At 45.1% G+C, this 22,003-nt stretch carries 13 protein-coding genes, 3 rRNA genes and 1 riboswitch; of the genes, 1 reads left to right on the top strand and 15 read right to left on the bottom strand.

What is annotated here, in order from left to right; genetic code table 11:
* Positions 1-171: 171 nt before the first annotated feature.
* The 7 genes from HXT60_RS00175 to HXT60_RS00145 form a co-directional block, all read right to left on the bottom strand.
* Positions 172-585 (bottom strand): transcriptional regulator, encoded by a 414-nt coding sequence (locus tag HXT60_RS00175; RefSeq protein WP_004113737.1) that lies wholly within the window; start codon positions 583-585, stop codon positions 172-174.
* 591 nt (positions 586-1,176) lie between these two features.
* Positions 1,177-2,874: a bifunctional hydroxymethylpyrimidine kinase/phosphomethylpyrimidine kinase gene (locus HXT60_RS00170; RefSeq protein WP_421791100.1), complete on the bottom strand. Its 1,698-nt coding sequence runs from the start codon at positions 2,872-2,874 to the stop codon at positions 1,177-1,179.
* A gap of 4 nt (positions 2,875-2,878) precedes the next feature.
* Positions 2,879-4,396: a hydroxyethylthiazole kinase gene (thiM, locus tag HXT60_RS00165; protein WP_410310098.1), complete on the bottom strand. Its 1,518-nt coding sequence runs from the start codon at positions 4,394-4,396 to the stop codon at positions 2,879-2,881.
* Positions 4,384-4,476: riboswitch (TPP riboswitch) on the bottom strand. (Overlaps the previous gene by 13 nt.)
* Positions 4,477-4,705: 229 nt before the next feature.
* Positions 4,706-4,822 (bottom strand): 5S ribosomal RNA (rrf, locus tag HXT60_RS00160).
* Positions 4,823-4,988: 166 nt separating this feature from the next.
* Positions 4,989-8,050: ribosomal RNA gene (locus HXT60_RS00155) — 23S ribosomal RNA — on the bottom strand.
* A gap of 371 nt (positions 8,051-8,421) precedes the next feature.
* Positions 8,422-9,949, bottom strand: a 16S ribosomal RNA gene (locus tag HXT60_RS00150).
* Together the 16S, 23S and 5S rRNA genes form the textbook arrangement of a ribosomal RNA operon.
* 190 nt (positions 9,950-10,139) lie before the next feature.
* Positions 10,140-10,424 carry a hypothetical protein gene (locus tag HXT60_RS00145; RefSeq protein ID WP_162861403.1) on the bottom strand — a complete coding sequence of 95 codons (285 nt, stop codon included), beginning with the start codon at positions 10,422-10,424 and terminating at the stop codon, positions 10,140-10,142.
* A 105-nt stretch (positions 10,425-10,529) separates the two neighbouring features.
* On the opposite strand from HXT60_RS00145, the gene HXT60_RS00140 reads away from it, so the two are divergent.
* Entirely contained in the window at positions 10,530-11,312 is a 783-nt protein-coding gene (locus tag HXT60_RS00140; RefSeq protein ID WP_032836326.1) for an SIR2 family NAD-dependent protein deacylase, read from the top strand.
* A gap of 28 nt (positions 11,313-11,340) precedes the next feature.
* Here the strand turns inward: HXT60_RS00140 and HXT60_RS00135 are convergent, their stop codons facing one another.
* The 8 genes from HXT60_RS00135 to HXT60_RS00100 all read right to left on the bottom strand — a co-directional run bounded on the left by HXT60_RS00135 (position 11,341) and on the right by HXT60_RS00100 (position 21,819).
* On the bottom strand, positions 11,341-13,284 hold the full coding sequence (locus HXT60_RS00135) for an alpha-glucosidase (RefSeq protein ID WP_103013237.1): 1,944 nt from the start codon (positions 13,282-13,284) through the stop codon (positions 11,341-11,343).
* 213 nt (positions 13,285-13,497) lie between these two features.
* Positions 13,498-14,466 carry a ketopantoate reductase family protein gene (locus HXT60_RS00130; RefSeq protein ID WP_004113883.1) on the bottom strand — a complete coding sequence of 323 codons (969 nt, stop codon included), beginning with the start codon at positions 14,464-14,466 and terminating at the stop codon, positions 13,498-13,500.
* Between the two features lie 257 nt (positions 14,467-14,723).
* Complete coding sequence (locus HXT60_RS00125; protein ID WP_014554280.1) at positions 14,724-15,788, bottom strand: ribokinase; 1,065 nt, start codon at positions 15,786-15,788, stop codon at positions 14,724-14,726.
* Positions 15,789-15,856: 68 nt separating this feature from the next.
* Entirely contained in the window at positions 15,857-16,252 is a 396-nt protein-coding gene (rbsD, locus tag HXT60_RS00120) for a D-ribose pyranase (RefSeq protein WP_004116568.1), read from the bottom strand.
* A gap of 389 nt (positions 16,253-16,641) precedes the next feature.
* Positions 16,642-17,580, bottom strand: coding sequence for a D-ribose ABC transporter substrate-binding protein (locus tag HXT60_RS00115; protein ID WP_019261473.1), 939 nt, complete (start codon positions 17,578-17,580; stop codon positions 16,642-16,644).
* 298 nt (positions 17,581-17,878) lie between these two features.
* Complete coding sequence (locus HXT60_RS00110) at positions 17,879-18,880, bottom strand: ABC transporter permease (protein WP_248902928.1); 1,002 nt, start codon at positions 18,878-18,880, stop codon at positions 17,879-17,881.
* Between the two features lie 172 nt (positions 18,881-19,052).
* Complete coding sequence (locus HXT60_RS00105; RefSeq protein ID WP_004137724.1) at positions 19,053-20,546, bottom strand: sugar ABC transporter ATP-binding protein; 1,494 nt, start codon at positions 20,544-20,546, stop codon at positions 19,053-19,055.
* 262 nt (positions 20,547-20,808) lie between these two features.
* Positions 20,809-21,819 carry a substrate-binding domain-containing protein gene (locus HXT60_RS00100; RefSeq protein WP_004113891.1) on the bottom strand — a complete coding sequence of 337 codons (1,011 nt, stop codon included), beginning with the start codon at positions 21,817-21,819 and terminating at the stop codon, positions 20,809-20,811.
* Positions 21,820-22,003 lie beyond the last annotated feature (184 nt).

Raw genomic sequence — 22,003 nt, 5'->3', positions numbered from 1 at the left:
ACTGCGATTTTAACTTAAAAACATATCGCAATTTTCAAAGGTCAAGTTGTAGCCACACATCCTACGACTTGACCTTTACTTATTTATCCGCTATTGATTTGTTTTGCATAGAGTTTATACACTACTGAGCAACTTGCTTGTGCATAGCCCCAACCGCATTGCATTAAATCACTAAGATTTAAGCGAGCTTATTCGCTGCGGAGTAACCCCCGTAAGCTCTGCAACATCACGAACCGTCAATCCCTGATTCCTTAGTATACGAACTGTTTCACGCATAAGTATAGACGCTTCTTCTTGAGTTTTTATAGCTGCAGATTTTGCATCTAACATGCGCTGAAGCATAAGCTCATCTTGCTCACTAAGTTTCGGAGTTACTTCCACGCAATTGACTTTAACATTTAAAGTTGCAGCAGCATCTTTTACCATTGCTGCAACCTTATCAAGCCTACGTACTTGAGTAAATAATCCTGGTATTTCTGGCACTTCTATAGCCCACCAGTCATCGCATCTGCGAGCTATAGCAGTCACCTTTTGCAAACAATTTGTTGCATTATCATGCTCAGTAACACTCATTGCTCCTATCATGCCTGCAGGTTCCTTTCAAAATATCTAATAATGCTTCTAGCAGTAAGCTCATTTATTTCATTATGCCTCGGAACAGTAGTAGCCAATTCGCCAATGCAAACTTTGCTATGATTACCGCCCTCAGACCAAGTTATTTGTCTATTAGTACTTCTTGCAAGCTGATTGAGTTTTTTCTCCAACTCTTTTCGCTTCACACATATAAGTATATGCCTATTTATCAATTCAGTAAATAGGCATTGCATACAAAATCATCGCAAATGCATAACCGTCATTGAATGCAATTCTATTTGATATTTTCCAAAGTACTTTGAGTTTTGCAAGATAGGAAGATAGGGAGATATGAAAATGGGAAAATATGCAGATAGGAAAATTGACTAGCGAATTTAGGTAACTTTTACTACTCACGATTTAAGTCTTAAGCAAGGTCTTAAGCAAGTCACTTGTGCATCTGCGCTGCTCAGAAAATCAACAATAAATAAGAGACATGCGTATTATAAAAATGCGCTGACGCTTTTACTCATCTTCAAATCTTCTAGATTTTGTTAATAAAGACGAAGTCAATGCATCAGCGCTATCAAGCTATCAAACCATCTACCTCAATGCTCTATGAGCTTGATTAAAGAACTCATACTCGTAAATGCATGAAGTCATATATGCTTGAGCAGCAAGAATTCGAGCCTTTGGTCCAGCTTCTTCAAAAGCTCTCTCAACAAATTTAACTGCCATTCTTACTCCTGACTCAAAATCATTAGAAGAATACATTGAAATCCAATCATGATATGGGTTTTCAGGAGTATTATTTTTGACTAAAATTTGCCCCACTTCTTCATAAAGCCAATAGCATGGCAATATGGATGCAGCTCCAATCACGTAATCTTCTGCCATTGTAGAAGCAAGTAAGTGATTTACGTAAGCTAACGTTACTGGCGAGCAAGACGCATCAATGCTTATATTTCTGCTTCCAAGCCAATCTCTGTGCAACTGCGATTCCGCTTCTATGCACATAGCTGCACCCGTAGCCCAATGCACTCTAGCTTCATTATCTGGCGTTTTAGCTCCAACAGCAGCTAGCGCGCGCGAGTAACGCTTCAAGTATTCAGAATCTTGACTTATGTAGAAAGCAAACAAGTCGGAGTCAAGCGTTCCATTACCTAAAGCCTTAATAAATGGCATTTTCATAATGTTGTTATCGACATCTGCACTAGCATCCCATAAAGCTTGAGTCCAAGGGCCACAAGGCTCCACATTTGGCTTTCTAGCCTTGCTATGAGCTTTTACGACTACGCTTTGCGCAGTTAATCCGTCTAAGCCACTAGTTTGCATATGTTCCCAAGGAGTTGACGAAGAATCTAATTCCAAACGATAATTACGAGCAGCATGGTTCACAGGCCCATGACCTTTGCCAACATGCAAATCTTTACCGCAAGCAATAGCTTCGTTAAGCCATCTTGACGACCATGCTAGAGCATCCGCTACTGTACTGTAATCGCTTAGCTTCTTGCCTTCTCGCAACGCTAATCCTATGCGCGTAGCAAGCGAGGAAGATAGCGAGCAGCCTGTGCCATGCGTTGTTGTTGTATCAACCCTAGGGCAAGGAACGTGCACTCTGTGGCCATCTGGGAACACAACAGTATTACCAGCATCTTCGCTTGTTAAGTGGCCGCCTTTAACAATAACAATAGTATTGTTTTTTGCACTCCACTCGCTTGCTTGAGCATAAGCTTCTTCAAAATTAGATGCAGGCTGTTTATCGCATAATACTGCGAGTTCAGGTATGTTTGGCGTAATCACATCTGCAAGAGGCGCAAACTCACGCATTGCATCTTCTGCAGACTTTTCAAGCAACCTATCTCCCGAAGTTGCTACCATTACTGGGTCTAACACAACAACAGGAACAGGATGATTCTTAAGCCAATCTTGAACTAGGCTAATATATGATTTGTCTCCAAGCATGCCGATTTTTACAGCATCAATAGTTACGTCATCAAATACTGCTTCTAGTTGCGCTTGCAAAAAGTCTGTTGGAGGAGCGTAAACTTCGCGCACACCGCAAGTGTTTTGAGCAACCAAATTAGTTGTTACACACATTGCGAATCCATGAGATGCTGTGATTGATTTTAGATCAGCTTGAATTCCAGCTCCGCCTGTTGGATCAGTTCCAGCAATGCTTAGCACTCGCGGAATAATTGGCTCTTCTAAAGATGGCAAGGAAGATGGCCTTAGGCTTGAATCATATAATTTAGAAATTGATTGCAAAGGTGCTTGAGTTTGCGAAAATTGATTATTCATTATTTTATTCCTTTGTAATAGCATCGCGTAATTTGTGTGCTTCTTCGCAAGGATTTTGCGCAAGCATTAGAGCAGATACTACGCATAAACCATCTATTGAAGTGCTTTTAATAGGAAACACGGTATTTTCATTAACTCCGCCGATTCCGAGCGTGCTAATGCCGAGTTCTTTAGCGCGTTTAGCAATCTTTTCTACTCCTTCAACTCCTAAAGCAGGAGCAGCGTCTGGCTTAGTGGCAGTAGGCCAAATCGGACCTATTCCAATAACATCTGGTAATGCCACATTTTCTTTAGCACATTCGTTATAAACGTAATCTAACTGTTCTAACTTTTCTATAGAAAGTCCAACCATCCACTCTGCAGGAATAGACTTACGCGCTTCAATATAAGGCGTGTCTGTTTGACCAACATGCAAGTTGAACCCTAAGTTTTTAGCGCAATCTATACGATCGTCAACAAAAATCGGCACGTCTCCGCAACCATTAGCAAGCATTTTGTCTCGCAGGCTTTGAGCTTTATTGTTAAAAGTTTCGCTATTTGCGTACTTATCGCGCAATTGGACTACGCTTGCTCCGCCTTTAACGCAATCAACTGCAATATCTTCTTCGGCTCTATCGCTCATCTTTGGGTCTGTTATAAAGTATAGAGACCAATCAACAGGATCGAGTTCAAATTCAATATTCGCTAATTTCAGCATCTCGTCTGCGCTCAAATACATAAGCGCATCCATCCATAATTTTCTAAATGACCCTGGCAATGTTGAACGTTGCGCTGCCCAAGTTCCTGCTGCAGCAGCGTGTACGTGCGCGGCAACTGTTGCTGCAAAAGGTCGATTTCGATTTGCTCCAACGTATGCTGCCACCAACGCGCCAAGAGAGCAGCCCGTGCCGACTACTTTCGTCATTATTTCGTGGCCGCCAGAAACTCGTGCCGAGCATCCGTGCCCATAAATAGCGTCTTTTTCGCCAGAAATAGCCACTACCGAGCCGTAGCGTTTAACTAGCTTCTTAGCTGCTGCAACTGCCGAATCAACGGAATCTCCAGCGTCTACGCCTTTACCGCCGCTTTCTTCTCCAGCTAAGCCTAAGATTTCGGAAGCGTTGGCACGAATTACAGCAGGATGACTTTTAACAATTTCGCGCGCGTATTGCGTGCGTGGAGCTAAACCGCCAACTGCAACTGGGTCAAGAACCCATGGAGTGTGTGCTTTTACAGCTCCGCGAATCGCAGCATCCATAGATTCTTTGTCTACTGGCCTATACGTTCCAATGTTTACTAATACACCAGATGCGATTTGAGCAAATACTTCAGCTTCTTCTGCATCTACGACCATTGCTGGCGATGCTCCAGCAGCCAGCAGAACGTTTGCTGTTATTTCTTGAACAACATTATTCGTTACGCAATGCGTTAGCGGATTTTTTGCGCGTAAAGTTTCAATGCATTCTCGCACATCTTGCATGAATTGCTTGCAACGAGCATTAGTTGAGAATTCACTATTTTTAGAACACGACACAGTAGTCATGATTTTCCCTTCGCTAGTACTAACTAGATCAGGTTCAACGGGTATAATCTCAGCGCTTATGCGCACCCCGAACCTATGTTTGACTATATATGTTCGTTATGACGTTATTTATATGCGCGACGACCTACCTTTTCGCGCTACGCTCTAAGCGAAAAGGTAATTCGGAGCGCTGAGCTTGCTCAAAGTTGAAAGCACGGTGTGCTTTCAACGCAAGCGAAGACGTTCGCGCGAGTAGACCGCGCGCGCGACGACCTGTTTTAAATAATAAAAAAGCGGGGAACAATCAAGTTCCCCGCTTATCAAAGAATAATGCGGCAGCGTGCTAGTCTCCCACACCCTATCGAGTGCAGTACCCTCACCGTGTCAGGCCTTAGCTTCCGGGTTCGGAATGGGACCGGGCGTCTCACCTGAGCCATGACCACCGCAAAACTAGATTATACACTCGCTTTAAACGAGCGGCAAATTGGCGGTTTGGGAACCGGACATGAACGCGAGCAACAGAAAAACAATCATCAAAATCAACAACTTAACCATAATCATGACCGTCTAACACTCCATACTATCTAAGAGAATTAAACGATAAGCAATACAAGTAGTATCACAATCGCCCATTAGTACTGGTCAGCTCCACCCCTTACAGGGCTTCCACATCCAGCCTATCAACCACGTGTTCTACATGGGGGCTCACACACAAAGTGCAAGGAATGCTAATCTTGGAGCAGGCTTCCCGCTTAGATGCTTTCAGCGGTTATCCCTTCCAAACGTAGCTAACCGGCAGCGCCACTGGCGTGACGACCGGCATACCAGAGGTTCGTCCACCCAGGTCCTCTCGTACTATGGGCAGGTCTCCTCAACATTCCAACGAGCGCAGAGGATAGAGACCAAACTGTCTCACGACGTTCTGAACCCAGCTCGCGTGCCGCTTTAATCGGCGAACAGCCGAACCCTTGGGACCTGCTCCAGCCCCAGGATGCGACGAGCCGACATCGAGGTGCCAAACCATCCCGTCGATATGGACTCTTGGGAATGATCAGCCTGTTATCCCCGGGGTACCTTTTATCCGTTGAGCGATGCCACGTCCGTACGCCGGCACCGGATCACTATCTCCGACTTTCGTCCCTGCTCGACCCGTCAGTCTCACAGTCAAGCCCGCTTGTGCGATTACACTCAACACCCGATTGCCAACCGGGCTGAGCGGACCATTGAGCGCCTCCGTTACTCTTTAGGAGGCAACCGCCCCAGTTAAACTACCCGCCAGGCACTGTCCCTAACACGGATAACGTGTCGAGGTTAGACGCCAGATATGGAAAGAGCGGTATTTCACTGATCGACTCCACGCAAGCTAGCGCCCACGCTTCACAGCCTCCCGCCTATGCTACACGATCCACACCTAACGACAATACCAAGGTATAGTAAAGGTCCCGGGGTCTTTTCGTCCTTCTGCGCTTAACGAGCATCTTTACTCGTACTGCAATTTCGCCGGGCTCCTGGCCGAGACAGTGGGGAAGTCGTTACGCCATTCGTGCAGGTCGGAACTTACCCGACAAGGAATTTCGCTACCTTAGGATGGTTATAGTTACCACCGCCGTTTACCGGGGCTTAAATTCACCGCTTCACCGAAGCTAACGGATCCTCTTAACCTTCCGGCACCGGGCAGGCGTCAGAGCGTATACAGCGGCTTACGCCTTCGCACGCTCCTGTGTTTTTGGTAAACAGTCGCTACCCCCTAGCTTGTGCCACCCCCAACAGCTCAACAATGTGAAACCATATCACCATCAGGGGTCTCCCTTATGCCGAAGGCACGGGAGTAATTTGCCGAGTTCCTTGGCCAGGATTCGCCCGATCGCTTTGGTATACTCTACCAGACCACCAGTGTCGGTTTAGGGTACGAGCGGAATCACACCTCACGTTGAAGCTTTTCTCGGCAAGCAGGATCACCGGAATCAGCCTTACAGCCTACCCATCACGCCTCAGCTTAACATCCCCCGGATTTACCTAGAGGACAGCCCACACGCTTAGCCACGGAAAACCACCTCCGCAGCCGGCTACCTACCCGCGTCACTCCCACGCTAACCTACTACCGATACGCTCCCAACACTAAACCAGAAGAAAACCCCGAAAGATAATCAACCAGAATAACGAAGGTTAGTACTCTCAGATTCAGTTCGAACGGTGTAACACCGGTACGGGAATATCAACCCGTTCATCCATTCGACTACGCCTGTCGGCCTCGCCTTAGGACTCGACTCACCCGGGGACGACGAACGTGGCCCCGGAACCCTTAGTCATTCAGCGGACAGGATTCACACCTGTCTCTCGCTACTCATGTCTGCATTCTCACTCCCGTATAGTCCACGACAAGTTCACACTGCCGCTTCACCCCATACAGGACGCTCTCCTACCCCACATGAACTAAATCATGCAGTCGCGTCTTCGGTGGCGTGCTTAAGCCCCGCTACATTGTCGGCGCGGAACCACTAGACCAGTGAGCTGTTACGCACTCTTTCAAGGATGGCTGCTTCTGAGCCAACCTCCTGGCTGTCTATGCGACTCCACATCCTTTCCCACTTAGCACGCGCTTCGGGACCTTAGACGACGATCAGGGCTGTTTCCCTTTTGACGACGGAGCTTATCCCCCGCCGACTCACTGCCATGATAAACCTAACAGGTATTCGGAGTTTGGCTGCTATTAGTACCCGGTATGGGCCCGCAAGCATCCAGTAGCTCTACCCCCTGCAAGCAATAACATGACGCTGCACCTAAATGCATTTCGGAGAGAACCAGCTATCACGGAATTTGATTGGCCTTTCACCCCTAACCCCAAGTCATCCCCCCAGTTTTCAACCTAGGTGGGTTCGGTCCTCCACACGGTCTTACCCGCGCTTCAACCTGCTCAGGGCTAGATCATCCCGCTTCGGGTCCAGGACATGCGACTAAAACGCCTTTTAAAACTCGCTTTCGCTACGGCTCCCCCACCCGGGTTAGCCTCGCCACATACCACTGACTCGCAGACTCATTTTTCGATAGGCACGCCGTCACCCCACAAAGAAGGCTCCGACGGATTGTAAGCGCACGGTTTCAGGAACTATTTCACTCCCCTCCCGGGGTGCTTTTCACCTTTCCCTCACGGTACTAGTACACTATCGGTCAGACAGGAATACTTAGGCTTACCCAACGGTCTGGGCAGATTCACGCGGGATTCCACGAGGCCCGCGCTACTTGGGAATAAACATAAAAAGACATCGCGCAACCTGCTACGGGGCCATCACCCTCTACGGCTGGGAATTCAATCCCATTCACATAACACGACATTTTATCACTCTTCTCAACCCCGTCAGAGGCTGAACAGTCAATCCCACGACCCCGAATACGCAACACCTGACGGTTATCACACGTACTCGGTTTAGCCTGATCCGCTTTCGCTCGCCACTACTCACGGAGTATCCTTTCCTGCAGGTACTGAGATGTTTCACTTCCCTGCGTACCCCCCACAAAAACTGTGGTGACCACCCATAACAGTGGCCGGGTCTCCCCATTCGGAAATCCTCGGATCAAAGCCCACTCGGCAGCTCCCCGAGGCATATCGCAGCCCGTCACGTCCTTCATCGGTCCTGTCTACCAAGGCATCCACCATACGCCCTTACCAGTGATACACCAGTAAAAAGCCTATCGCTTAACTCTCTAGACAATAAATCATCACACTAAACGATCACAAAACGATCAAGCGACTCCACCAAAATGGAGCCGGTTGAAATTGATAAAAGTAAAAACAAGCAAAACCAAAAAACAGTCTCACTATTCTTACTCGCGTCCACTATCCAGTTCTCAAACCACCAAACACCAAGAACACAAGCCAAAAACCAAAAAGCCTCAACCTGTAATCCAAGGGCCAGGACCGCAACCCCAAAACAAGGGGGGTGGCAATCCGGGAACCCAAAAGCATGCCCAACATACTCACAAAACATTAACTATTGTTTTCCACACCAGTAACCACACTCAACCGAGCGTGCACAAAAACTCCGTAGAAAGGAGGTGATCCAGCCGCACCTTCCGGTACGGCTACCTTGTTACGACTTAGTCCCAATCACGAGCCTCACCTTAGACGGCTCCATCCCAAAAGGGTTAGGCCACCGGCTTCGGGTGCTGCCCACTTTCATGACTTGACGGGCGGTGTGTACAAGGCCCGGGAACGCATTCACCGCGACGTTGCTGATTCGCGATTACTAGCGACTCCGCCTTCACGTAGTCGAGTTGCAGACTACGATCCGAACTGAGACCAGTTTTAAGGGATTAGCACCATGTCACCATGAAGCAACCCGTTGTACTGGCCATTGTAGCATGCGTGAAGCCCTGGACGTAAGGGGCATGATGATCTGACGTCATCCCCACCTTCCTCCGAGTTAACCCCGGCGGTCCCCCGTGAGTTCCCGGCATAACCCGCTGGCAACACAGGGCGAGGGTTGCGCTCGTTGCGGGACTTAACCCAACATCTCACGACACGAGCTGACGACGACCATGCACCACCTGTGAACCTGCCCCGAAAGGAAACCACATCTCTGCAGTCGTCAGGCACATGTCAAGCCCAGGTAAGGTTCTTCGCGTTGCATCGAATTAATCCGCATGCTCCGCCGCTTGTGCGGGCCCCCGTCAATTTCTTTGAGTTTTAGCCTTGCGGCCGTACTCCCCAGGCGGGACGCTTAACGCGTTAGCTCCGACACAGAACCCGTGGAATGGGCCCCACATCCAGCGTCCACCGTTTACGGCGTGGACTACCAGGGTATCTAATCCTGTTCGCTCCCCACGCTTTCGCTTCTCAGCGTCAGTAACAGCCCAGAGACCTGCCTTCGCCATTGGTGTTCTTCCCGATATCTACACATTCCACCGTTACACCGAGAATTCCAGTCTCCCCTACTGCACTCTAGCCCGCCCGTACCCGGCGCAAACCCACCGTTAAGCGATGGGCTTTCACACCAGACGCGACGAACCGCCTACAAGCTCTTTACGCCCAATAATTCCGGATAACGCTTGCGCCCTACGTATTACCGCGGCTGCTGGCACGTAGTTAGCCGGCGCTTATTCGAAAGGTACACTCACCCAAAAGGCTTGCTCCCAATCAAAAGCGGTTTACAACCCGAAGGCCTTCATCCCGCACGCGGCGTCGCTGCGTCAGGGTTCCCCCCATTGCGCAATATTCCCCACTGCTGCCTCCCGTAGGAGTCTGGGCCGTATCTCAGTCCCAATGTGGCCGTCCGCCCTCTCAGGCCGGCTACCCGTCGAAGCCTAGGTGGGCCATTACCCCGCCTACAAGCTGATAGGACGCGACCCCATCCCATGCCACTAAACACTTTCCCAACAAGACATGCGTCAAGTTGGAGCATCCAGCATTACCACCCGTTTCCAAGAGCTATTCTGGAGCATGGGGCAGGTTGGTCACGCATTACTCACCCGTTCGCCACTCTCACCAACCAGCAAGCTGGTCAGATCCCGTTCGACTTGCATGTGTTAAGCACGCCGCCAGCGTTCATCCTGAGCCAGAATCGAACCCTCCACGAAAAACTTCAATGAAGAGCCAACAAAAGGCTCCAATATAAAAGAAAAAGACGAGACATTCTTTAAGGAAAGAACATCCCAACAAAAAACCTCACCATCATTTAACCATCTCTCAGGCACCCCACAATCCGTGAGGCTGACAATGAACTGGCAATAATTAACTAATAAGTAGTACAGACACGCTCTTGAGTTCTCAAACCACCACCACACCAGCCGGCCCATCAACCTCAACCGAGGAGAACCAGCCGCGCTGAGCAGCAAGAGATAAACTTACACCAAACCCCACCAAAACGCAAACCAACACCAAACAAACACCACAAAACCATTGAAAACAAGCCAAAACATCGGCGTGTCGAAAACACGCAAAAACACGCAAAAAACCACAACAAACCACCACAACCACCAACACAAAACCAAAAACAACCCAAAAAACAAACAAAAAACCATAAAAAACACAAAACCCGGGAGTGTCGCGCAAAGCAATCGAGCAAAATAATCAAAATACACAACGCAAACAACGTAAACAAAATATATGCATACAACATGTGTACGTGCTATGCGTTCGCGTGCTATATATAGGTATATGAGAAATAGCGAGAAAAACAGCAAGAACAACTCACACAATCACATTGTGGCTCTAACAGGCGCCGGAATATCTACAAGCGCTGGCATTCCAGACTTTCGAGGCCCAGATGGAGTTTGGACTAAACACCCAGAGCAAATGAGTGTTTACGATATAGACGCGTTTTTAAGCAGCGAAGAAGAACGCGTGTACTCTTGGCGCTGGCAAAAAGAGTCGCCAGTTTGGAACGCTCAGCCAGGAACAGCACACAAATCGCTAGTAAAACTTGAGAAAGCTGGGATGCTGGACTTAATCGCCACTCAAAACTTTGATGCGCTTCACGAAAAAGCTGGAAACAGCCCAGATATTGTAGTGAACTTGCACGGAAGCATTGGAACATCACACTGCATGAGCTGCCACGCTAGCTACAATACAGCCGACATTATGCGCGACTTAGACGCACACCCAGACCCACATTGCAGGCGCGCGCTGCCGTACCGCGGAAACATGCCTTGCAACGGTCTTATAAAAACAGACGTTGTATATTTTGGAGAAGCACTTCCCGAAGGCGCAATGGAACGCAGCGCGCAGGCGATTATGCACGCAAGCGAGTTGTGGGTTATTGGCTCCACGCTAGAAGTGTTTCCAGCTGCAAGCCTTGTGCCGCTAGCCGCTCGCGCAGGAGTGCCGATTACAATAATGAACCTGGGCGCTACGCAATACGATTATTTGGCAGAGTGCATAATACGCGAAGATATTGCGAAAGCTCTGCCAAAATTAGTAGACGAAACTATTGCAAAGTGAATATTACAAAGTGACTATTTCAAAATAATTATTGCAAGCTAACAGCGATTCCCTCCCAAGGCGCAAGCGTGCCATTTTTAAGTGATTTAAGAGCATGATCCGCGCTGTAGGTAGAAATCATCACATCATCATACGATACGCCATTAGAGGCGATATTACGCAACAATTCGGCACTTTGAGCAGGTATTGCCACAGACGAATCCGTCATATTTACCATTACGAGCAGCTTCTTTATCGAGACAGAGGAAGAATCGCCAGCAACCGCGCTTGAAGAACTCACACCATGCTCAAGACCTGCCTCATCTGCCTTAGCATTCTCACAAGTCTGCTCAACCTTCCTAATAAACGCGTAAACACACTCATCATCCGCATCAATCAAATTCCAAGAACCAGCCGAAACAACAGGCTGCAAATGACGCAACTCAATCAAACGCTTGTAGAACGAATAAACAGAATCCGAATCTTCCATTTGCTCAGCAGCGTTAATATCTACATAATTAGGATTCACGCTAATCCACGGCTGTGCATTATTTTGCGACGGAACATTAAAAGGCATGAATCCCGCATATTTAGACGCATTCCATTGCATAGGCGTTCGAGAATTATCGCGACCGCGCTTTGCGAGCGCATCCATCATCGACTCCGCAGACTGAATATGCGCTTCTTCTACGCGCTGCTTAAACATATTTAACGCTTCCAAATCGCGATACTGCTCGAGACTCGTAAAGTGCGCGTTAGTCATGCCAATTTCTTCACCCTGATACACGTACGGAGTGCCACGGTGCATGTGCAAGAGCATTGCAATCGCCTTAGCAGAAAGCACGCGCATCTCATCGCTAGCCTCACTACCCCAGCGAGAAAGCGCACGCGGCTGATCGTGATTATTAAAGAACAAGCTCGCCCAACCAGCCTCGCTAACTGCCTGCTGCTGATCTGCCATTGCGCGCTTTAATGCCGTCAACTTAAGAGGAATAGGATTCCACTTAGTGCCATTTGCGCAATCAACATTAACTTGATCGAACAAGAAGAGCATGTCTAGCTCACCATTAGCAGGATTTGTAATATAAGTGTTTCGATGCGCGGAAATTCCAGGAGCCTCGCCAACGGTTAAGAAACCTTCACGACCTTTGAAAACCGCCTCGCGCATCTCGCGCAAAAACTCGTCTAAACGAGGGCCATCGGAGCAGAAGAAATACGGAGAAGAGTAACCGTCATCGCCTGCTGGCGCATCTTCAATCTGCGAACCGTATTCTCCTGGCAAATGCCCTTCGTTATCTACGCGCTTAGAAATTTGCGTAATCACATCCATGCGGAAGCCGTCAATTCCGCGATCCATCCACCAATTCATCATCTTGTACACGGCAGTGCGAACCGCAGGATTTTCCCAATTCAAATCTGGCTGCTTTGGCGAATACTGGTGGAAGTAATATTCGCCGCGCTTTGGATCGTAAGTCCACGCGGAACCGCCGAAATACGAACCCCACTTATTTGGCTCAGCACCCGGAGCCCCAGGAACGCAACCTTTGCGCGCTGGCCTCCACCAATACCAGTCTGCGTAATCGCTAGAAGCATCTCTTGAAGCCTGGAACCAAGCATGCTCGTCGGAAGTGTGATTTACTACCAAATCCATCACAACTTTAAGACCGCGTTTATGCGCTTGTGCCAAAAGCTCATACATATCTTCTAGAGTGCCAAAAAGCGGATCAATATCTTGATAATCGGAAATATCGTAGCCGTTATCGTCTTGCGGAGACTTGTAAACAGGGCTAAGCCAGAGCACGTCAACGCCTAAATCAGCCAAATAATCAAGACGCGAAGTAATGCCCTTCAAATCGCCTATTCCGTCGCCGTTAGTATCTTGGAAGCTTCGCGGATAAATCTGATACACAACTGCATTTGCCCACCAAGGGTTTGGTGTAGCCCCATTTGTGCGCACGGATTCTGGCAAGTTCGCTTTGTCAAAAGTAGTCATTTAATCCCCATTAATTTACGTTAATAAGTATTTTTATTACAGTTTTATTTATTACAAATAATTTTATTTATTTAATAGTATTTATGATTTTAGACTCTAAATTTTATCAGCATATTAGATGTTACGCGCGGATAATAAAAAGCGGCCCGCAGTAAAAACCACGAGCCGCGTCTCCTTCTCATTCATTGTACGAATTGTAGAATGCTCTCCAAATCACTGCTGATTATGCAATTTAAATGCAAGCTCCGCCAAATGAACTCCGTGCGTTAAGAACTCGTGCGTGCGGCACACGTAATCATTTTCTCGACCAAGCTTCGCAATATAGCCATTGATATAATCAACCTCTGTTTTTCGTCCACGACTCATATCTTGATACATAGAAGGATAGTGCAAAGGATTTGCCACTCGGCTCACGTAATCAATAGCCTCCAACTCCTGCTGACGCGTATTAACCATACGAATTCCTGCACGATCGCACACGTCGTACGCCTCGTCAATAAGTTGGCGAGCCATATCCATAGCTCCTGGGTAAGAAATAAACTGACCCATTTGAATCTGATACATTGTGCACAAAGTGTTAACTACGGAATTAAAAACTACCTTCGCCATGCAAGTACCCTTGAAATCTTCCGTAATAGTAGGATTCAAGCCAGCAGCTTTAAAATCATCTCGCATAGCAAGCTCAACATCGCTCACCTGCTCATTCAACGCGCACATATTCATTGTGCCAACGCCGACTTTACCAATAAAATCAACGTCGCCCGGGCCATTCAGCACGGTTGCAATCATTGCAGTACCACCGTAAATACGATCATCCGAGAAATATTGCTGAAGCTTTTCGAAATGACCCCAACCATTCATTGCAGCAAAAACAACTTGATGATCCTTAAACAAATGCTTGCAACGCTCCAACATTTGAGCAAGTTGCATCTGCTTCATAAACACAATCCACACATCTGGATCGCCGTCATAATCCTCAGGGGTATACATATTGATTGGCACAAGATGACGATTTTCATGATCTCGGCTCACCATTACGCCGCCTTGCTCGCGAACTTTATTCACATTTTCATCCCAGGCATCAATGAAATCAACATGAATGCCAGCCGTTTCCTGCAACAAAACGCCATAGCGATACCCCATAGCTCCAGAACCGATCATTGCATATTTCATGCCACTCATAGTGACACCTCCTTTTAGGTAAAAATGTGCTTAGGCGAAATTCGTACATACATGGAAATTCGTCGAAGCGACTATGAATATAGTAAAAAGCAGTAAAGCTGATTGTAGTGACTAAAATCAGCCAACTGCTTTTTGGTTTTTATAGCATATTACACAGTTTTTTGAGAATGTCAAAATTTTGTATTATTTAAAATGCAATTACCAACTAATAATGCTCACAAATATGCGTATATCGCAATCACCTACAACTCAGTCACTTAAACATTAAAAAATTGACGAATTTGTTCAACTGTGCCATAAGAAGCTTGAGCGCCAAAACCAGTAGCTGCATACGCAGAAACATAAGACGCTAACGCGGCAGCTTCGTCTAAACGCATATCTACAGACAAACAAGCTAATATTGTGCCCATAAAAGCATCACCGCAGCCAGTTGTATCAACAGCTTTAACGCTCTGAGGGGAAATCATGCATACGCAATCCTCTTTTGAATAATCCAACACTACAGAGCCTTTAGAGCCAAGAGTAACTACAGCTTCATCAAAGCCAAAATCATGCATAGCGTGAGCTACATGATTCCAATCAAAAGAATACCAATCGCCATCATCTGGCTCTTCAATATTCAAAAGTTGCGCCATCTCATGCTCGTTAACAAGCAAAATATCCGCAGAATCAATCAAATCTTTAGGCAACTTGTTTAAAAATGGCGAATCGTTAAGAAGCACTTTTACGCCGTTTTCATGCGCTAGTTGTGCGCACATAGTTACAGTTTCTAAAGGACTTTCTAAACAAAGACCAAGAACTTTTGCGCTAGTAAGAGCGGATTTTACTAATGGCGATTGAATATACTCACAATCTACTAAAGAATTAGAACCTGGAGCATACACAATAGTGTTTTCACCGCTATGAGCATCTACAGTAATCACAGTTGCGCCACTCTTTTTATTTTCTACGCGACGAACACAAGTTGTATCAACTCCGGAAGATTGCAAAGAATTTAGGAGAAAATCAGCATTGGAATCATTGCCAACTGCACCAAACATTTTAACGTGTGCACCGAGTTTTGCAGCCGATACAGCTTGATTACCAGATTTTCCACCTGGCAACACGCGAATCTCGTTTCCATTAATGGTTTCTCCTGGGTTAGGAAGACGATCTGCCACAATAGTGTAATCCGCATTCATAGAGCCGACTATTGCAATAGCGTTTGAATCCGCTTTATGTGATTCTTGCATATTCTCTTGCGTAACTTTTAAATCGTTTAAGCGGAGCGACGCAATATTTTCTAATCCACTTAACGAATCAAGCTTACTATAACAATGCATTTTTCTCCTAAATCAGCAACTAATCTTTAATATTAAAAATTTATAAAAGAACACCACAATTTAGAAATTTAGAAAGGAACGCCACAGCGCAATAAAACGTTGGAATATGGCGTAGTTTCGCCTGTACGAATCACAAATTTTGCTTGTGAAACTAAAGCTTTAAAACCTTCATCGCCATCGTGTGGAACGTATGTTAGCGGCACGCCTAAGGATTCTTTTACCCACTCTTCTGGCTTTTTATTGCATGCTTCTTTAGCCATTATGCCTGATTCAAGTACCAAATCAGCTTTGATTGCATTCAGCACATCGCTAAATCGTGGAATTCCAAACACTAAAGCTAAATCTATTACTTCTACGCCTTGTGGAACTGGTAATCCGCAATCAGAAATAACAAATTGATCCTTATGCCTAAGCTTTGCCAGAGCAGCCGCTAATTGCGAGTTCAAGATGCCATGAGTTAACATTTTTCTCCTTATGATATTAAATTTTTACCTTGCATTAGTGACTATCAACAGTGATAATCGCATAATAGCAAATGCTCATCAAGCTTAAATGCTTGCTGTAATGATTGTTATAAGACTAAATATCTACTTATTTATATTTACTTATTTTAAATATTTACTTTTTATATATTTACAAATAATGCATCCAAAATAATGTGATATTAAAAACAACAAATAGTGCGGCGTTGAAAACGATGACAACATACACGTTGCATATGCAATAAAATCGTATTAATTGTTACGCTTAGCATACAAGTCAACGATTTCAACGCCATATAAATGTTGTACTACTTTTTGTACACTTTTCACACTATTTGGTTTACTACTTTTTTGTACTACTTGATTTACTATTACTCGAAATCAGCTACATTCTTTGCTGTAACTGTTTTCACAGTAATTGGCTCAGTCTTTGGAACAGTTTGCTTCTTAATAGCTTTTACAGCTGCAGCAACGGCAGAACGCCCAAGCTCCTTTGGTTGCTGAGCAATAGTGCCAGCCATTGTTCCAGCCTTAATAGCCTTCATGCCATCGGCAGTACCATCGAAGCCAACTACTTTAACATCTTTACCAGCTTTAGCACCTAATGATTGGATTGCACCTAATGCCATCTCGTCATTCTCGGCGTAAATGCCAGCTGCGTTCGGATGAGATTGCAACAAGTTGGTTGCAACGTTCAACGCCTCAGCACGATCAAAGTTAGCAGTCTGCTCCGCAACAACCTTAATATTTGGATACTTCTTAATGCGATCTTTAAAACCTTTGCCACGATCTCGCGTAGAAGCAGCACCTGGGATGCCTTGCAAAATTAGAACTTCGCCCTTTTCTCCCATGCTCTTAGCGAGCGCATCGGCAGCTTGAGCACCTCCTGCCACGTTATCGGAGGCAATGTGAGAAGTAACTTTTTCGCCAGTTACGGAACGATCCACAGAAATCACAGGCATACCAGAGCTAAGAAGTGGCGCAACGGCTGGGCCAGCAGCATCGGAATCCACAGGATTTATAATTACTGCTTTAGCACCTTGAGATTGCGCGTTTTGAGCTTGATCTTGCTGCTTAGAAGAATCGTTCTGAGCATCTGAAACCTGTAAATCAACTCCCAGCTTCTTGGCTTCCGCTTGCGCACCATCACGCAAATCCACAAAGAATGGATTATTTAGCGTAGACACTAACAGCGCAACCTTGTCGTTAGAGCTTGCATTTCCACACGCACTCATGCTGAAAACAAGAGCCGATGCTGCTGCAACAGCACAAGCGAGCTTCATACCACGGCGCATAACTAGATAATTCATCATATCTCCTTTGACTATTGCCTTATTAATCGCAAATCACAATATTTAAAACATTATTTGCATAAATAAGGCTGATGTTTTTGCCATTTATTTACCATATTGTTAAATTGTTTTCAGTTATAATTTAAATTATTTTTATTAGATTTTTGTTAGATTTCTTATTATATTTTTGCTGCATTTAGGCATTGATGCTTGCCACCATTAAGTCAATACCTTTATAAACACCCCCCTTCTAAGCAAGGAGATCAAGTTTCTACGGATTATTAATATGTCTATTAATTGCTTAGTATGCCTTATTTCAGTGAGTATCTTCCTTGCGTCGCAAAGTATCGAGGCTTACAGCAAACGCAATCACCAAGCCAATAACAACTTGCTGCCAGAAGGAAGAAACGTTCAAAATGTTCAAGCCATTACGAATAACAGCCAAAAGTATTGCGCCTACGAATGTGCCTGAAATCTTACCTTTGCCTCCAGAAAGCGATGCGCCACCAATAACCACAGACGCTATAGCATCCATCTCGTAACCGGTAGCTGCTTGAGGCTGAGCAGAATGCAAACGCCCTGCAATCACTAAACCAGCTACAGCAGCAAAAACACCAGAAAGAATAAACACCATAATTTGAGTTTTATGAATGTTTATGCCAGAAAGACGAGATGCTTCCATATTTCCGCCAACAGCATACATTGAACGACCTGTAGTAGTGAAGTTCAAGATTATTGCGGAAATAACGCCCATAATAATCATCATCACTATTGGCATAGGGATTCCGCATATTGTTGCTCCGAAGAAATTCACCATGCCCGAAGTGGAAATAGGACGACCATCCGAAACAACCAGCGTAAGTCCACGAGCCACAGACATCATTGCCAACGTGGCAATAAACGACGGCAGCTTAAGAAAAGCATTAGCAACGCCAGAAATTAAGCCAAAAACTGCACCTGTAGCTACACCAATAATAATAGTCAATATTGGAGGTAAGCCCATAGAAGCGCCAGTGTAAGCAACAAACATGCTAGAAATCGCAGCAACTGCACCAACCGACAAATCAATTCCAGCGGAAACGATTACGAAAGTTTGACCAAATGCCAAAATTGCTACCGTAGCAGCTTGAATGCCAACGTTGAGAATATTTACACTTGTTAAAAATGCAGGCGTAGCGCAAGAAAGCGCTGCACACAAAATAATCAAACCAATAAGTGCACCATTACGAGATGCAAACTTTTTTAACGTTGGCAAAAATCCTTTGTCATCTGCACCATACCCTAAACGGTGAGATTTTTCGCTCTTTGTAGCACTCATAACAAATACTCCTTTAACGAGTTTCCAACAGTTCACAGCACCTATTTGCGCTTTTCAAACTGCAGAACGCAATTTTTACGTTTTACAAGTAATCTTTCAATTTTTAATTTTTCAATATGACTTCACGCCATGTTGTTTATTGTTGTTTATCGTTATTTATTGCTATTTATTCCTATTTATCTGATTCACTAAGATGCGTTACAGCAAGTTCCATAACCTTTTCCTGCGTAGCCTCGCTAGCAGCAAGTTCTCCACTGATCTTGCCGTTTGACATTACGAGAATACGATCAGACATTCCTAGAACTTCAGGTAAATCTGATGAAGCCATAAGTACTGCTCCACCGTTTTCAACGATATTGTTAATAAGCTCATAGATTTCAACGCGAGCGCCAACATCAACGCCACGAGTAGGCTCATCCAAAAGCAGCACTTTTACGTTTGCCATAGACCACTTGCCAAATACGATTTTCTGCTGATTTCCACCAGAAAGCGAACCAGCAAGCTGATCAATATTTGCCATGCGAATACGCAATTTCTCTGCAGTTTCTTCTTCATGCGCACGCTGACCTTTTAAATCTGCAAAACCAGCATGAGATGTAGGAATTAACGTAGAGATTCCAAGATTATCTGCAACAGATGCCTCCAAAATAAGACCTTGCACGCGACGATCTTCTGGCACTAATCCAAGACCTGCAGCAATGCTGCCAGCAATATTTGCTTTAGGAATCGCTTTTCCGTCTACTGAAACAGATCCCGAATCGTAAGTATCCGCTCCAAATATTGCACGAAGAACCTCAGTCCTACCAGCACCAACCAAGCCTGCAAGTCCAACGACTTCTCCAGCATGAACGCTAAAAGACACATCCTCAATAGCACCTTTTCGCGTTAATCCTTCTACTTTTAGCAATTCCTTGCCTTGATGCCTGTTTCCATGTGGGAACTGATTAGTTATATCGCGTCCAACCATTAACCTTACAAGTTCTTTTTCTGGAACATCTGCACTAACAGTGTCAACGTATTTTCCATCTCGAAGTACGGTTACTACATCTCCAACTCGCGCAATCTCATCCAAATGGTGAGAAATAAATACCATTCCAACATTTTTAGATTTCAAATCTGCAATAATGCTGAATAATTGTTCACACTCACGCTTTGTAAGTGCTGCCGTTGGTTCGTCAAGAATAAGAATAGATGCATGTTGCATAAGCGCTTTAGCAATTTCTACCATTTGCTGACGAGCCACTCCAAGCTCTCCCATTGGCTTATCTACATCTTCTTCTAAGCCAATAACTTGCAATGCCTCTTTTGCTTTAGATCGCATAGTTGCGCGATCAACAAAACCAGCTTTGGTCGGTAGCATGCCAAGAAACAGATTTTCCATAATGGAAAGTTCAGGCACTAAATTTAACTCTTGGTGTATTACAGCAATACCTAATTTGCGCGCAGCATCTACATTAGGAATACGCACCGTTTTACCGTTAATCTCAATATGACCTTTATCTGGCTGATAAATGCCACTCATCATTTTAATAACAGTTGACTTGCCAGCACCATTTTCACCAAGTAGAACATGAACTTCACCTGGCTTTACTTTTACTGACACATTGTCAACTACAGTAGAATTACCGAATATTTTCGATACTCCTACTAATGACAGCTCCGTCATGTTTAGCCTCTTCCTTCGCTATAGCATCAATGCGCTCGCGAAATTACCATTGATTACGTCAAGTTATTGTTTGTTTAGTTACGTTTATATTGACTTGCGAATTGCGAATAAAACATTAAGTACAATGTGCAAAGTACAGAGTACGAACAATGTTCACTCAAACAATTAATACACGTACAACAAAGTTACAGTGCAATAATCAGTTGAAATACTGATAGATAAACCATTAAAGAATGACGATATTTTGCAGCTTTTTACGAATCTATGCTCGCCCTAGCGATTCGCGAGGGATATACACAGTTTCTACACGCTGCGATTTAACGTCACCATTATTCTCAAGCATATCTAAAAACAGTGCAGCACTTATGTGGCCAATACGTTGAACTTGCTGTGAAATCACAGAAATACGTGGAGTTGCTAGGCGAAACACTTCTACATCATCGAAAGAAATCAATGATATATCTTTGCCTATTACTAATCCTTCTTGAGCCATCACTTGCATTACTCGCAACGCATCTGGCGAATAGCCAATAATAAGAGCTTTCACTCCAACATTAATCATGCGATGCATTACGCTTGCACACGACGACTGGTCAAATCCTGTTGATTCTACGAATACATGCTCTTCGCCAAATATCTCTGAAGCCACGGTTCTAAATGCTTGCTCACGTTCTTGCAACGAGGGCGAAGCAATAATTGGGCCAGAAATATAGCCAACTGAGTGAAAACCATGTTGCAGAACATCTAACAGCGCATCACGAATGCCCTTTGTTGGGTCTGAATCAACTACTGGTACGTGTTCTAAGCCGCCAGCTTGCGGTTCTACGTGGCGATCCATAAACAGCATAGGGAGTCGCTGCTCAATCAGCTTTCTCATAGCTTCAGTAACTTCACCTTGAGGAACTATAATCGCCCCATCAATACGTTGCGAAAGAATACTGGTTATAAATGAATCTTGACGAGATGCACTTTCAGATGATGTTCCTATAAATGCACAATAGCCTGCCTCAAACAATGAGTCTTGAACAGTGTAAGCGAGTTCGGCAAAATATGCGTTACGAATGTCTGGCACAAGCAGTCCTACTGTTTTTGTGCGTAACGATCGCATTGCTTGCGCGCGCGAATCTGGGATATAACCTAATTGAGCAACCGCACGCTCAACTTTTGCCTTGGTGTTTGCCGATATACGACCCGTGTTGTTTAATGCACGAGACACAGTTGACACTGATATTCCAGCATGTTGTGCAACATCGCGAATCGTAATATACGTCATAGCACCTCCCATCGGTAACACTATACAAAACTATACAAGTACAGCATTTAAGATTATTTACATTGCAATTTATATGCTCTGATTTTCTCTTGTATTCTATATTCTAAATTACGTTTTTTCATATACTCCTCTCTTTTGAGAGAATCACACTATGCATCTATGCATATGATGTTTTTACTAACCT

This window comes from Gardnerella sp. KA01002 (assembly GCF_049244015.1).
In the GTDB taxonomy this organism is placed as follows: domain Bacteria; phylum Actinomycetota; class Actinomycetes; order Actinomycetales; family Bifidobacteriaceae; genus Bifidobacterium; species Bifidobacterium vaginale.
Note: the sequence above shows the minus strand (reverse complement) of the source record. Positions and strands in the feature narration are given on the sequence as shown.

What these genes read in the sequence shown, in the direction of transcription:
- HXT60_RS00175 (WP_004113737.1), bottom strand. Translation starts at nt 585, where the DNA reads ATGATAGGAGCAATGAGTGTTACTGAGCATGATAATGCAACAAATTGT.
- HXT60_RS00170 (WP_421791100.1), bottom strand. Translation starts at nt 2,874, where the DNA reads ATGAATAATCAATTTTCGCAAACTCAAGCACCTTTGCAATCAATTTCT.
- thiM (WP_410310098.1), bottom strand. Translation starts at nt 4,396, where the DNA reads ATGACTACTGTGTCGTGTTCTAAAAATAGTGAATTCTCAACTAATGCT.
- HXT60_RS00140 (WP_032836326.1), top strand. Translation starts at nt 10,530, where the DNA reads ATGAGAAATAGCGAGAAAAACAGCAAGAACAACTCACACAATCACATT.
- HXT60_RS00135 (WP_103013237.1), bottom strand. Translation starts at nt 13,284, where the DNA reads ATGACTACTTTTGACAAAGCGAACTTGCCAGAATCCGTGCGCACAAAT.
- HXT60_RS00130 (WP_004113883.1), bottom strand. Translation starts at nt 14,466, where the DNA reads ATGAGTGGCATGAAATATGCAATGATCGGTTCTGGAGCTATGGGGTAT.
- HXT60_RS00125 (WP_014554280.1), bottom strand. Translation starts at nt 15,788, where the DNA reads ATGCATTGTTATAGTAAGCTTGATTCGTTAAGTGGATTAGAAAATATT.
- rbsD (WP_004116568.1), bottom strand. Translation starts at nt 16,252, where the DNA reads ATGTTAACTCATGGCATCTTGAACTCGCAATTAGCGGCTGCTCTGGCA.
- HXT60_RS00115 (WP_019261473.1), bottom strand. Translation starts at nt 17,580, where the DNA reads ATGAATTATCTAGTTATGCGCCGTGGTATGAAGCTCGCTTGTGCTGTT.
- HXT60_RS00110 (WP_248902928.1), bottom strand. Translation starts at nt 18,880, where the DNA reads ATGAGTGCTACAAAGAGCGAAAAATCTCACCGTTTAGGGTATGGTGCA.
- HXT60_RS00105 (WP_004137724.1), bottom strand. Translation starts at nt 20,546, where the DNA reads ATGACGGAGCTGTCATTAGTAGGAGTATCGAAAATATTCGGTAATTCT.
- HXT60_RS00100 (WP_004113891.1), bottom strand. Translation starts at nt 21,819, where the DNA reads ATGACGTATATTACGATTCGCGATGTTGCACAACATGCTGGAATATCA.